At 37.4% G+C, this 14,655-nt stretch carries 8 protein-coding genes; 4 read left to right on the top strand and 4 right to left on the bottom strand.

Going from position 1 to position 14,655, the window contains the following annotated elements:
* Positions 1 to 124 precede the first annotated feature (124 nt).
* The 4 genes from CJP74_RS00590 to purU all read right to left on the bottom strand — a co-directional run bounded on the left by CJP74_RS00590 (position 125) and on the right by purU (position 10,391).
* Positions 125 to 5,071, bottom strand: a complete 4,947-nt coding sequence (locus tag CJP74_RS00590; RefSeq protein WP_119496337.1) for a BRCT domain-containing protein — start codon at positions 5,069 to 5,071, stop codon at positions 125 to 127.
* 93 nt (positions 5,072 to 5,164) lie between these two features.
* The gene (gene rpoD, locus CJP74_RS00585; RefSeq protein WP_119496336.1) at positions 5,165 to 7,081 is read right to left on the bottom strand and encodes an RNA polymerase sigma factor RpoD; all 1,917 of its coding nucleotides are present in this window, start codon (positions 7,079 to 7,081) and stop codon (positions 5,165 to 5,167) included.
* Positions 7,082 to 7,515: 434 nt separating this feature from the next.
* A complete protein-coding gene (gap, locus tag CJP74_RS00580) occupies positions 7,516 to 8,523 on the bottom strand; it encodes a type I glyceraldehyde-3-phosphate dehydrogenase (protein WP_119496335.1) in 1,008 nt (335 codons plus the stop codon).
* Between the two features lie 1,031 nt (positions 8,524 to 9,554).
* Positions 9,555 to 10,391 carry a formyltetrahydrofolate deformylase gene (gene purU / locus CJP74_RS00575; RefSeq protein ID WP_119496334.1) on the bottom strand — a complete coding sequence of 279 codons (837 nt, stop codon included), beginning with the start codon at positions 10,389 to 10,391 and terminating at the stop codon, positions 9,555 to 9,557.
* A gap of 170 nt (positions 10,392 to 10,561) precedes the next feature.
* On the opposite strand from purU, the gene CJP74_RS00570 reads away from it, so the two are divergent.
* The 4 genes from CJP74_RS00570 to holA are packed head-to-tail and all read left to right on the top strand — an operon-like array spanning position 10,562 to position 14,615.
* Positions 10,562 to 11,338, top strand: a complete 777-nt coding sequence (locus tag CJP74_RS00570) for a cyclic nucleotide-binding domain-containing protein (RefSeq protein WP_119496333.1) — start codon at positions 10,562 to 10,564, stop codon at positions 11,336 to 11,338.
* Between the two features lie 55 nt (positions 11,339 to 11,393).
* Positions 11,394 to 12,719 (top strand): N5-glutamine methyltransferase family protein, encoded by a 1,326-nt coding sequence (locus tag CJP74_RS00565; RefSeq protein WP_119496332.1) that lies wholly within the window; start codon positions 11,394 to 11,396, stop codon positions 12,717 to 12,719.
* Between the two features lie 40 nt (positions 12,720 to 12,759).
* Positions 12,760 to 13,458: a hypothetical protein gene (locus CJP74_RS00560; protein WP_119496331.1), complete on the top strand. Its 699-nt coding sequence runs from the start codon at positions 12,760 to 12,762 to the stop codon at positions 13,456 to 13,458.
* 5 nt (positions 13,459 to 13,463) lie between these two features.
* Positions 13,464 to 14,615: a DNA polymerase III subunit delta gene (gene holA / locus CJP74_RS00555; protein WP_119496330.1), complete on the top strand. Its 1,152-nt coding sequence runs from the start codon at positions 13,464 to 13,466 to the stop codon at positions 14,613 to 14,615.
* Positions 14,616 to 14,655 lie beyond the last annotated feature (40 nt).

Below are 14,655 nucleotides of genomic sequence, written 5' to 3'. Positions count from 1 at the left end.
TTTGCTAAAAAATTTTTTCCTTTTATATTATATCTTAATTCGCGATGAGAAATAAAAGAGATAAGCCAAAGCCATATAATACAAAAAAAATCCCCACCTCACAGAGGTAGGGAAATGGGGGTAATTATTCTTTAGCCGTACTTTGGTTGTAAATTTGCATAAACTCAGGCTCATAGATAATACGTTTACCCAAGTCTTGCGCTTTTTTCAGTTTACTCGACATGCCAGCAGTTTCAGGCGTACCTGCAACAACGAGAATATCTAGTTCATTGGTTACCGAGCTCGAGAACTTACCACCTGACTCTTTGATAAAGTTACTAAAGGCCTTACGATCCATAGACTCAAGTCCCCCTGTAATACAAACCTTTTTATTAGCAAAAATATTACTAAACTCAGGTTTGTTTTCAATGAGAGTAACCCCGTAACCTAAAAGCTGTTTAATTACGGCTAAATTACTTTCTTGCTTAAAGTAAGCAACTATATTTTGGTAAGTAATTTCCCCTATGAGGTTGAGCGTTGGCGCCTCTAAAGCTTGCTTGAGATCGAGGACATATTCTTGAGTTATAGCCTCATACTCTTGACGTGTTGAGCCATTTACTTTGCGATTGAGTAAATCAAACTTAGTATAAGTTTGTCCCACATGAAGAAATACTTCTTGCTGTGGACTAATTTTTACTCGTAAATCGCTCGTTCCTGAGGCATATAACCCAGGTACTTGCACTCCTACTTCTTGGGCAAAATCTGCTCCTTGCAGTTGCTCAGACTGGGTATAACGACTTTGCAGATGTCTGAGCATTAACGAGTAGTTTAATGCTAGTAAGAGCTTACCTTCATCAAAGTCTAAGAGAGCTTGAGTATTTGGTAAGAGCTGTGGACTTACAAGTTCTACCGAAGCTGAATCTCCGACACCATTGATACCAATTGAACGTAAGAAGTCGGCAATTTTTAGCGTCATCTTTTCGTTTAAACCTGTAGCTATAGCTTTATAGGCTTTCCCCCCAAACAGCTCTTTGCTAATAAAGCTTTTACTTACTTGCTTCCAGTTATAGTCAGAAGTTGCCTCTTTGGCTTTAAGTTTTTGCTTATAAGGGGCTAGTAAAGCTTTAAATTGATTTTGGCGCGTTTGCAGATCCTGACTTAAAAGACTAAAGTACTTGTGCATGCGCGAAGCAAAATGCATAGCATAACTTGGAGCTTTTTCCAGCAGTTGTAAAAAGTCACACAGGTTAGCAATAATTAAACTGCGGGTAGTATAACCTAATTTAGTAAAGTTAACTTCTTTAGAGTTAAGGAAAAGATCTAGGTTATCTCCCACTTTAGCAATTTTACTTTGGTGCTCGGCAAGTAAACCTTCGAGCTCTTGCTCATAGTTTTGATCAAGTAAAGGATCGAGAGTTAAAATGCCAACATTATGCATTACCTTAAGATCATTCATTTGCTTAGCAAAGGCGAGATTTAAAGGTTCGGCATAACGGTTAATTAACTCTACACGAGCATAGAGCTCATTAAACACTAAACTATGTTGTACTCTTTGGGCAAAGGCCGCAAACTGCGTCGCAGGGAAAAGCTTACCTTGAGTTAAGCTTAAAGCAAGCTTAACTTGCTCGTTGGTGAGCAAACTAACTCCTGCTTGGAGTTGAGCATAGGTAAATAAATAAGCATAAATACCATGCTGACGCTCGGTATTAAGTAAACTTCCCGAAGCTACATAAGATGCTAAATCTGCATTATAGTACTCAGGAATTTGACTTACACTTTGTTCTTGGGCAGTATTATAAGCCCAGGTTAAAGGTAAAGCCTCAGCCTGCTCGTCCACTTGCTGTTTATGCTCTTGATAACGACGCATAAACTCGCTTTCGAGGTGTTTACCTTTGGCTAATTCTTGAGCATCTGCTTGCACTTGCGGAGCATAGGCTTGCACATAGTCTTGCTCTTGTAAACTATGATAATCAAAAGCTAAACGCTCTTCGAGATTTAATTGCGGTGAAGTAAAACGTGATAAATAGGTAAGAATATAGTCACGTTGATCACGGGCAAAATCTTGCTCTTGAGCTAAAAACTCTTGCACCCAAGGATAACCTGCAGTTTTTTGCACAAGACTTTCGCGAGCTTGACGCATCCACTCTTCAAAATCAAAATCACTGTCAAGTTCAAGCACTTGCTCGCCTTGCTCTGCTAAAGCTTGGAGCTCAGGCTCAGCAAAAACTTGCTTAAATTCTTTATAAGCAGTTTTAACGGCATCAGTTAAACCATAGGCTTGGGCATTGCTAAACACCTGGGCAAAAAGTTGACTGAGCTCTTGGGCAAGGTCAGCGAGATGCTCGGCACTACTCTGTGCCAATACCTCATAGTTTTGTGAGGCAATTAAATCCTTACTGCTTAGACGCGTTAGTTTAGGGTTGAGATTACCTCCTAAAAACTCAGGTAAAGCAAAAGTATGCTCGTGAGTTGCTTGCTCTAGGTTCAACTGAGCCTTGTTGGCAAAGAGCTCTTGGGCTTGTGCTTTGAGCTGAGGATAACTCGCTAAAAGTTGAGCTAAATAGCCCCAGGTTAAACTAATTTGGTTTAAGAGAGAATTATGCTTACTTACTCCAGCGACAAACTTAGCAAAGGTAGAGGCATAATCTTGACTAGTATTAGCAAGTAAAAACTGTTTAAAACTCTGCTCACAAGCTTGCCATGGACTGGAAAACGTATGCGCTTGTGCCTCAACAAAGTGAGCATAGTCTTGGAGGCTAAATAAACTTGCCAGTTGCTCTTGCCCAGCAAGAAGATCTCTTACTTTTTCACGATAAGCACCATAAGTTGGGTCTTGCTTGCCCTGTTGCTCTTGCACCTTAGCTAAAAAGCGCGTTTCTAGAGCTTTAAGATAGTCCGCACGTAAACTATAGGCTAAAGTAAAAGCTGGCTCGTGCACTACTAGAGCTTTAGCCAAGTCAGATACTTGGCTTAAAAAGCCCTCTTGTCTAAATTTATAGACATCGGCATAGCTACTTACTGCTCCTAGGGTAACAAATTGTTCGAGAATATTTGGTCCTAAGCCTTTGAGTTCAATACCGTCTTTAGAGTAGAAAAACTCAATAGCTCCATTTAATTGCCCCACACAGTTATGGGCAGGATTAGAACAACTTAAAGAACCACTTTGCATTACTTTAAAGCGTTGCTGGTTCTTGCTTGCATCCTTGCGTAAAGAAGCTTGATTATAGAGCTGGTAGAATTTAGCCTTGTACTCTTTAGCTTTTAACTCCTCAGTGGCATGCTGATAATAATACTGAGCAAGCATTAATTCTTTGAGTTGAGCAAAATCACTAGCTTTTTTACCCTTGAGTTCGGGCTCTTTACCCTCGAGCGTAAGAGCTAGAGCTTGCTCGAGTTCACTATCTAAAGTCAGAGGTAAATCTATGGCTGTACGTACCTTAAAGTCTAAAGCCCCTAAAGTACGATAATCGGCAATGGCTAAATCTTGTCCATTTTGGCGATTAAGCTGTTGTAAGCGTGTGTCTTGCACTAAAAACGAACCACACTCAGGGCACGTAGGCAGTATATTTATTGGTAAGGCATCGGCTTTACGCTCTTCAACTACTGCCTCTTTTACCACCGGAATTACTTCTCCACCACGATAAATTATTACCTGATCTTGTTGATAAAGATCCATGCGTTTGAGTAAGTAATAGTTATGTAAACTTAAACTACTAATGGTTACTCCACCAACAAAGCAAGGTTCTACCTTAGCTACAGGACTAACTATGCCCGTACGCCCTATATTGGTTACTACATCAAGTAATTGGGTTTTTGCTTCGTTAGGTAAGAATTTGTAAGCTATAGCCCACTTCGGAGAGTTAGCTATCCAACCTACCATTTCTTGGTCAGTAAGATTATTTACTTTAAATACAGTTCCGTCTATATCAAAATCTAAACTTGGACGTTGTTCGCTTATCTGGTTATAAAAGTTAGTTATTTCTTTTTCGCTTTTTACTAGTTGCACTAACTCAGAAACCGTAAAACCTACGCGACGGGCAAACATTAAAAGATCATAGTGCGTATCACTAGCAAACTCAGGAGCACTGATGTTTTCATGCTGGTTAACCGCATAGGCCATAAAGCGCAAAGGCATTTGTCGTGGCAGGTTATCAATTATGTAAAGATCGTTTTTCTTTACCACTTTACGATAAGGTTCGCGCGAAACAAAAGCTCCAGCAGCATTGCGTAAATTAGCTAGTGGCTTGCGTTTGTAACGTTTATACAAGGCATTGAGATAAGAAAACTCTTGCTGTTGCATAATAAGTTCGCCTCGCACTTCAAGAGTATTCTCTTTTCCTGTTTTGGCAAACTCTTCCATAAGTTCAGGAATTTCTTGCGGAATATTAGGTACTCTTTGCACATGCGGGGTAATATCATAACCGCGACTACCATCTCCACGCGTTGCCCCTGTGACTAATTTACCATTGCGATAAATTAAAGAACAGGCAATTCCATCAAACTTAGGTTCGGCACAAAAAACTATTTTAGCTTTTTTCTCGCCCCGTTCACGGCTATATACTTTAGCCACACTGTCATAAAACTGTTTAAACTCAGGTGCCGAGTAAACATTACTTAACGAAAGCATAGGAATATCGTGACTAATAATTTGGCTTTGGTATTGCTCAGCTAAATTATTAATTTCTTCCTCGCTTACTTGCGGATAATGCTTTACTACTTGCCAAGGCTCAAATTGGCTTTTACTTTGTAAAAGCACAGCATAGAGTTCATCATCTATAGCTTGGTTTTGCCCTTGCTCTTGGGCATGGATTATCTCTTGTTTTTTATCGCTCTGTAAGTCCGAGCCTACTTGATCTTTTACTAAAAAATGCTCAAAGTGGCTTAAATAAAAATCACTATAAGTAGTTTCGTAATACTCGAGTTCTTTTACCAGCATGTCATACTCATAATCAGAAACCTTACTGAGCGACTGTTGGTAATAACTAATTTTTAAGTCTTGAATTTGACTTCTTAATTGCTCAAGGTGAGCTAAGAGTTGAGCAGTGATTAACTCTTGCTTACTTTGATAGGCAAGAAAAATTTGTTGCGTCATAATAAATAGATGCCATTAAGTTTTTGTCTCTATTATAACCAAATCAAACCGAGCTAACAAAAAAAAGACCCTGGTTAGACCAGAGTCATTTTTTTAATTATAAGAATTTTCAAAATCTTCCATTAAAGCTTGAAGATTATCATTTTTTGAGGTATTACGTAATTTTTTGAGAGCCTTAGCTTCGATTTGACGAATACGCTCACGAGTTACGTTAAATTGTTTACCAACTTCTTCTAGAGTATACTCGCGTGGCATACCTATACCTAGACGCATTTGGATAACAGTTCTTTCTCTTTCATTTAAAGTTAAAAGAAGTTGATCCACAGCTTCGCGTAGGTTTTGTTGTAAAGCAATTTCAAGCGGATTTGCTACGCTTGTATCCTCTAAAAAATCTCCTAATGATGTATCTTCATCATCACCTACAGGGTTTTCCATAGAAATAGGTTCTTTAGAGATTTTTAAGACACGACGAACCTTGTCTTCGCTAAGATTCATTTCTTTAGCTAATTCATCAATAGATGGTTCGCGTCCTAGTTTTTGCACTAATTCACGGTTTACACGATTAAGTTTATTAATCGTTTCAATCATGTGCACTGGAATACGAATCGTACGAGCTTGGTCAGCAATTGCACGCGTAATTGCCTGACGAATCCACCAAGTAGCATAAGTCGAGAATTTATAACCACGTTTATACTCAAACTTGTCTACAGCTTTCATTAGACCTATATTACCTTCTTGGATAAGATCTAATAAATGTAAACCACGGTTAGTGTATTTTTTAGCAATGGAGATAACTAGACGTAAGTTAGCTTCTACCATTTCAATTTTTGCTCGACGTGCTTTTTCGTAAGCAGTTTGAATACGCTCAGATAAGTCACGAATTGACTCTATGTCTAATTGATACTCGCTTTCGAGTTCTTTGTAGTGTTCTAGAGTCTCAACGATAATATCTTTATAGTTTTTCACGCGACGTGTCCAATCGCCATCTTTGCGCACAATTGGACTGTCACCATTGAGCAGATTCTCAAACCATGCAGCATCTATATTCGCAATTTGTTTTAAAATTGCTTGACGCGTTGCTGGTTTAGCTCTTGGTAATTCAATTAAGTATTTTAATAATTGTTTGTCGTTTGCCTTAACGTCTTGGTAAAGGTTACGAACAAACTCAAGCATTTTATCAAACGCATATGGCGTTAGATTAAATGATAAAAATTCATTTTTTAACTTCTCAATGTCTTTTAATACATTGCCAGTTAATTGTTTTTTACGATTTAAAGTAGGGTGATTATGGAGCTCAGCTAATACTTTTTCTTGTAATTCACGTAAAGAGTTAATACGCTCGTTGGCAATTTTAGCATCTACAGCCTTGTCGTCGATATCACTCATGTGATAGTCGTCATCAAAACCACCAACTATATCCATAATGCCGTCGCTATCATCATCAAAAGCATTAAAAATTTCAGTAATTTTACGATTTGATGAAAGAATAGCTTCATATTCTTGGAAAAGAACGTTTAGAACTTCAGGGTATTCTGCGATAATTGATTGAATCTCGGTCATAGATTCTTCAATACGCTTAGAAATTTCAACCTCACCTTCACGGTTTAATAGGTTTACTGCCCCCATTTCTTTCATGTAGATACGTACTGGATCTGATGAACGCGAACCCGAAGAGGTAGCAGTTGGAGTACTACGTGCGTCATTACTATCGCTCTCCATTTGCATAACGTCTACTTCAAAGTCTTCGTGCACTACACGGATTGAGTAGTTATCTTCGAGATATTTAACTAATAGCTCAATTTGTTTATCAGAATAATCTGGGAATTCCTCTTGAAGTTTAGCGGTAGTAATAAAGCCATTTTCGTTAGCTTGATCAACTAAACTTTCAATTGTTTCTAATTCATCCTCTTCAAATCTTAACGAAGTCGCTTCCTCAACTTCATCTAATTCGTTTTCCGGGTCATATGAGTCGAACTGAGCGTCGTTATGATTTTGGTTAAAATTTTTCATTAAGTTGTAAATCCTGAATGTAAAGCTTAATTTAATAAAATTATTTTTTATCTTTACCGCAAAGGATCAAGTTAAAGCTTTCTCACACCTAAAATCTGAATTCTGTAGTCTTAACTCGCATTCAGCTAGGTACTTTACTGCTTGATTTTGCTATGTAATATAGCTAATCTAACTCTGAACTTTTGTATCTTCTGCAAAACTATCCCCTGTTTATTCTACCCTAATAGCAATCTCACAAGGAAGTCATAACAATATAGAAAAAAGAATAAGTTAGTAACTTTTTTCCTGCTCAAGTACTTTCATACTTCCGCAGCTTCTCAAATCTGTTATTATAACAAATTTTATTAGTTAGAGCTAATATATTTTTTTGTCTTAATGTGCAAAAGGCCTCCCGAGGGAGACCTTTAGACGCTTCGAATAGTTTTGGTAAGATATTATTTACCGTAGTTGTATACGTGTTTAGCTAAATCTAATACTTTGTTAGAGTAACCGATTTCGTTATCGTACCAAGTAACTAGTTTGAAGAATTTGTCAGTTAAACCGATACCAGCTTTAGCATCGAAGATTGAAGTGTGAGTATCACCATTGAAGTCTGTTGATACTACTTCATCTTCAGTGTAAGCTAAGATACCTTTTAATTCACCTTCAGCAGCTGCTTTAACTGCTTGGCAGATTTCTTCGTATGAAGTTGATTTTTCTAAGTTAACAGTTAAGTCAACTACAGAAACGTTAGGAGTAGGCACACGGAAAGCCATACCTGTTAATTTACCGTTTAATTCAGGGATAACTTTACCTACAGCTTTAGCAGCACCTGTTGATGAAGGGATGATGTTTTGTGCAGCACCACGACCACCTCTCCAGTCTTTTAATGAAGGACCGTCAACAGTTTTTTGTGTAGCTGTTGTAGCGTGAACTGTAGTCATTAAACCTGAAACGATACCGAATTTTTCGTGAAGAACTTTAGCTAATGGAGCTAAACTGTTAGTTGTACATGAAGCGTTAGATACGATGTCTTGACCAGCGTAAGTTAAGTGGTTAACGCCCATTACGAACATTGGAGTAGCATCTTTAGAAGGACCAGTTAAAACAACTTTTTTCGCACCAGCTTCGATGTGTTTACGAGCTGTTTCGTCAGTTAAGAAGATACCAGTAGCTTCGATAGCGATATCAACACCGATTTCGTTCCATTTTAAGTTAGCTGGATCACGCTCAGCTGTAACACGGATAGTTTTACCGTTAACAACTAATTGACCGTCTTTAACTTCAACAGTACCTTTGAAACGACCGTGAGTTGAATCGTATTTTAACATGTAAGCCATGTATTCAGCATCGATTAAGTCATTGATACCTACAACTTCAAAATCTTCTGGACGCTCAACAGCAGCACGGAAAACAAAACGACCGATACGACCAAAACCGTTAATACCTAGTTTAATTGTCATTGATTGATACTCCTTGTTTTTAGCATATAGCTTAAACAATTAATTGTGAATAATAAAAAACTCTATAAATTAGGTTAGTGTAGCTTAAATTAATTTATAAAGTCATTAGCTTAAGTACATTAGTATGTAATAACCCAAAGTATATACATTTATTATTGCTGTTACAAAGTTAGTAACGGTTATTACACTTAATGACAAACTAACTTACAAGTTTTGTAAGTCTGTGAGACTGAGCCAGAGTAAAGAATTATTCTTTACTCTAACTCTTTTGAACCGCAAAGGTTACAGGATAAGTCTTTTATCCTAAATTCGGTTGAAACCATTTTTTTGTGAAACGCTTGTGAATTTTCACGGTAAAGAAATTTTAATTTTTTCTTCTTTTCCCTTTTTTGGTTCGCCTATATTATACCGCTAATTGGAAAATATTTTTAAATTTTTCCGCAATTATTTTTTAATATTTTTTTCTTCTGGTTAAAAATACTGAGCTTAAACCCCGATAGATTCGTGTTTTTTGTTTTGAGCTTGCCAGAAATAGGCAAGGTTAATAACCTTGCTAACTAGTCAAGTAATTTGTTTTCGTTTTCCCCTAGGGCAAAGAAATTTTCCCTTCTGGGAATTTTTCACAGGTTTTTGTTAAATTACCAAGCTCAATGTTAATAATTGTTAAGCTAGCTAGTACCTAAAAGTTGCAAGGCAAAGAAAAAAGAAAAAACCTCGCTAATTTATACGCAAAAGCAGAGCTTAGAGTAAGGCTCAAGCTCTGCTTTAGGGGAAAAACTGAGAAAACTTTTATTACATCTTTGCTCTTTGCCTAGTCTAAGTTAGGCTTTAGAGCTTGCTTTTTTTGCACCTGAGCTTAGCTTTTACCTTAGCTAGATGTTAAAAGTAGCTCTTTTGCTTACCTTTTTTTACTAGCTCAAACTTTAACTGAACTAGATGCTTAACTTGGCTAAGCTCTCTTGCTTTATATGCTTTCTCGAGTTTAAATAATTAACTTTTACTTTTGGTTAATTACTTTTTATTACTTTTTATTAAAGAATAATCGTTTTGTTTTGGAAAACAAAAATACGATCATGCAGAGCTAAATCTAAAGCACGTGAAAGAACAGTTTTTTCTACATCACGTCCTGCTTTCATCATAGCTTCGGCAGTAAAAGTGTGGTCTACATTTATTACGTTTTGCATAATAATTGGACCTTGATCTAGCTCATTATTAATAAAGTGAGCCGTTGCCCCGATAATTTTTACCCCACGCTCATAAGCTTGTTGATAAGGTTTAGCCCCAATAAACGCAGGTAAGAAGGAGTGGTGAATGTTAATTACACGATTTGGGTAACGTTCCACAAACTCAGGGTTAAGCACACGCATGTATTTTGCTAGAACTATATAGTCAGGAGAAAACTCATCGATTTTGTCTGCTAAAAGCTTATCATGCTCCACACGGGTTAAATTCTGGTGGCTAATGCAGAAAAATGGAATATCAAACTTTTCTACTAGCGAACGTAAAGTATCATGGTTACCAATTACGGCAGCTATTTCTACATCTAACGCACCATAATAGTTTTTCATCAGAATGTCACCTAAACAGTGTGCTTCTTTAGTAACCAGAATTACAATACGTTTTTTTTCTTGCCCTAGTAGACGTAGATTAGCTCCCTCAGGTAAAGCTAAGCGTAAATCTTCTAAAAGAGTAGTTTCATTGAAAATACCTTCTAGTTCCGTACGCATGAAAAAGTGTTTAGTTTCAAAATCCACAAACTCATTATTGTGGAGAATGTTTAATTGATGTTTATAACAAATATTAGTAATTTTTGAAATTAAGCCTTTGTCATCTGGACAATCAGCTAGGAGAATTTTTTTCTCAATCATGGTATATTTTGTTTCTATAAATTATAGTTAGAATGCAGTAAAGATATAACCTGCTAAAGAATATACATACCTTTTAAGATTTTTCAACTGAAATTAGGTATAATAAAGGATAACATTCAATATTACAAAGTTATTTTTCTTTTGCTCCTTAACATCGAGGCTGATAAATTATGGTTGGACGCGAATTAAGAAATCGTTCAAGTGATCGTAGTCTAGATGAAAAGAAATCTCTCATAGAAGCTATTGTCAAAGTTGACCCTAACATTGAAAAATTCTATGAGGCAGGACGTGTCTTAACCGGCATTAATCGTCAGGTTCTCTTCGAAGCAGGAGACTTGGCTGATCGTATCTACCTTCTTCTGGATGGAAATATTCAAGTTTACACTAATAATGATGATCATGAATTAGTTTTAAATTACCTTAATGGACTTAACTTTTTCGGTGAAATGGGATTTGTTGGTCAAGAATCACGCCGTAGCGCAAGTATTCGTTGCCGTACCGATTGCATTTACGTAGAAATGGAATACTCCAAATTTAAGGAATTTATTAAAGAATATCCAGGTATTCTCAAAACCCTTTGTGAACACCTAGCACGCCGCTTAAAACATACAACGCAACAAATATCTTCCATGGCATTTGATGATGTCCACGATCGTGTCATTGAAACTCTTTTCCAATTAGGACGTGGAGTAGACGCTATTTCTCACCCTTGCGGAAAACAAATTCGGGCTACGCGCCAAGAAATTGCAAATATGTTAGGCTGTTCGCGTGAAACAGTAGGAAGAGTAATTAAAGCCTTAGAAGACAAAGGATTAATTCAATCGCGTGGTAAAACCATGGTTATTAATTATCCGCGTTCCTATCGTGATGAACCTTCAAACTCTGCTTATCGTCATGAAGAAATTAATGATTTTTATGATGATGACGAATTTGAAGATCTAGATTAACATTTTTTCTAACAACCACCAAACTCTGTTTGGTGGTTGTTTTCCCTATTGTTCTATGAATCTCTATCAAAACCAAGAACTTTGGCTCGAACTCTATACTTCTTTAAAGCAAAAATACCCTCAACTCGAGATGGCTTTTGCTCCAGAAGTTCTATTTGCTCCAACAGACGAGCAAATTAATTGGCCAGTTTGGCAAAAACTTAGACAAGATTTTTATGACCAATTGCGCCAAATAAATGTAAACTGGCAAGATTTTGTTACTAGTCACAACCAAGCAAAGTGGCAAACAGCCTTTGCTTTACTTACCCTTTGGCGTCAGGCTTTACCTTTTTTACGCCCGCAAGTAAACCAAAATCTGCGCATTTTGCAAAATAATCCCCCTTATTGCCTCACGCGTAGTCTAGTAATTGCTTTAACTTTATTGCCGCAACTCGAACAAATTATTCAGCAAGGGCAAGGCGATGCTCGCTTATGCCAACTCTTAGGGCAAGTGGACTTTCGTTTTCCTTATTACCCCGAACAAGAAAAAAGAGAGCTCATGTGGTTATTAGACAAGGCTGAACCACAAAACTACGCTCAACTTTTAGATGCCTATTTTCTTGAGGCTAAGCCTCTGGGCAAGGTCGAACAAAGCACAGTGTTTTATAATAGCGAATTCTATTGCCAAGGGGTATTAACGCCTCGTCCTGGAACCGAAGCTGTAGTTGAGCAAATTGTCGAAGCGGCAACAAGCTTTATTCAAGCCAATTGGCAAGAAATTAGTAGTCGCCCTCGTCCGTTTAATATAGTGGATTTAGGCTCAGGTTCAGGTTGTCTGGGCATTAGTATTTTGCAAGAACTTGTGTTAAAGTTTGCTAAAACTAACTTAAACTTTAGTCTTATTAGTGTGGATATAGATGAGCAAGCTCTTGCTGTAAGCCAACACAACCAAGACAAGTGTTTAAACCCAGATCCTCTCAATTGGGATAAAAGTGATCCTTTTGCTTGTGCCTTAAGCAAAAATCCTGCTCTCAAGCAAAAATTTAATGCTCGAGTGCAAAAAAGCAATTGGCTCGAGGCAATTGACGCCCCAGTAGATCTCCTTGTTTCCAATCCCCCTTACATAGAAGCTGATGATCCGCTCTTGGTTTATAGTCAAGATGACCCTTGGTTAGCTCTAGTAGCTGACAAGCAAGGCTTACAAGCCTATGAAACTATTTTAGCCCAGGCACCAAGAGTTCTTGCCCCACAAGCTTTAGTGGGCGTAGAATATGGTTATCAACAAGAGCAAGCAGTTACCCAACTAGCCCAAAGCAATCGGCAATATCATCTTCTCAAAAGCTTTGTCGACTATGGTGAACAACCGCGTGGTACTATTTGGCTCTGGCAAGAAGATAAATGATATAATAACAAAAAATTAAAACTTTCTCTTTGTAAATTAAATGAAAAAAAGATTAACAAAATGGCTGGGGATTCTCGGCTTGTCCCTTATTGCCAGTGGTTGTACCAATTACTCAGTAGTAAATGTCCCATTTATTAGTAACAACTATCGTTATGTTACCCTGAGTGTAAGTGATTTTGATTTATATAATGAAATTCGCGATCAATTAGCTCGTCAAGATATTATGATCCTTGATGCTAATACGCCTCAGAGCCAACTTAAACAGGTAGTAAATCAAGTAAATGCTGCTATGCAGGCAGCCAATAAGCAAGTGCCAAAGCGCAGAATTACTTATTTACCAACTTCACAAAATGCAAACCCGCTTGGCATTACCAGTATTAGCCAGTGTAGCGGAGAAAATCTCAACTTTAGTTGTGTGCAAAACTTTATTCCGCACGTTAATATCCAAAACTATACCCAAACAACTAGCGTTTTATCACGCCTTCCTGACGGAAGTACAGGACAAGTTCTCTACTTAGGAGCAATTGTTGGGGAAATAGATTTACCTACGCTAGGCGTAATTAATTTACGTGATATCCAAAACGATATCCAATTAAACGATGACACCCAACCTTTAGCCCAAGTAAGGGCAAGTGCGCAAAGTACTCAGCTCTTGAAAAAAGCTGTAGCTGAATCTATTGTAGGTAAAATTGTCTTTGTTCTCGAAGACCAAACCTTACGTGAAATAAAAAAACAATAAGTTGAATGACTTTATTAAAATTTTCTGCCGAAACCTTAGCTAAGGATTTAGCTCAACAAGGTTACCCAAATTACTTTTTAATTACCGGAGCTGACTTACTTTTACAAAAAGAAGCTACCGAGGCAGTGCAAAAACTCGTTACTGATCCCCAAGGCTATTATGCTTGTGAGGAAGTAGAAATTTACACTGACGCCGACAAGTATAACCTCAATGAGCTCTTGCTTGATGTTAACCAAGTAGGCTTATTTGGGGTGCGTAAATTTATAAAAATCATTATAAACCGTAATGTAACGGCAAAAGTGCTTAGCGACCTCAAAGAACTAGCTCAAGCTAATGATCAGTTTCATGTTTATGCCTTTATTCTTCTCAATTGGGAAAGAAAAAATGAGTCCTCGCCTTTATATAAGGTATTTCAACAGCAAGTAAACTGTGCCCAAATTCCTTGTGAGCCACTTAGCGGTGATGCCTATCGGAGTTGGATTCGTAAACGCCTGCGTAAGTATCATTTTACTTTTGCTGATAACGTAATTAACTTTCTCTATGAACGTTTTGAAAATAATATGTTCATGTTGCAACAATTGCTCGAACAATTACGTTTACGCGATATTAAGGAAATAGACATTAAACTTATCGAACAAACTTCCCAAGAGTTTTCCGATTACTCAGTTTTTGATTTAATGCCTTATGTTGTGGCAGGTAATATTCGCAAAGCCAAGGCCGTACTCGATTATTTGGTGTACCAAAAAGGTGAGTCTCTGGGGCTCATTATTGGCGTTATGCGTCGTGATTTAATCAGAATCTACTCTTATCGCTCCCATAGCCAAGTAAGCAGTGCTGCTGAGTTTATGACTAGTGCTCTCGCCCATCAAGGGCTTAGCCCATTACAAAACCAGCAATTTAAAAAGTTTTATTGGGATAAGGACAAACGACGTTATTATGAAACCTATTTGCGTACTATAGGTTCGCGCGATCGCCTCTATCGCCTCTTTATTTATCTGTGCGATATAGATATAGCCAACAAAACTATTTTTAATACAGATACAACTGTAGAACACTTAGGTTATTTCTTTACCGAATTTACCTCACGTAATCCTTTTGCTTTACGCTCGTGTGAAATTTTTAAAGATAAGTACATAACCTACAGTGATGTAAACTAAAAAAAAGACCTCAAACGAGGTCTTTTTTTATGGGTAAAAT

The sequence above is a fragment of the Psittacicella melopsittaci genome, assembly GCF_003585925.1.
Classification (GTDB): Bacteria; Pseudomonadota; Gammaproteobacteria; order Enterobacterales; family Psittacicellaceae; genus Psittacicella; species Psittacicella melopsittaci.
The sequence above is the reverse complement of the archived record's forward strand: the minus strand, read 5'-3'. Positions and strand labels throughout refer to the sequence as shown.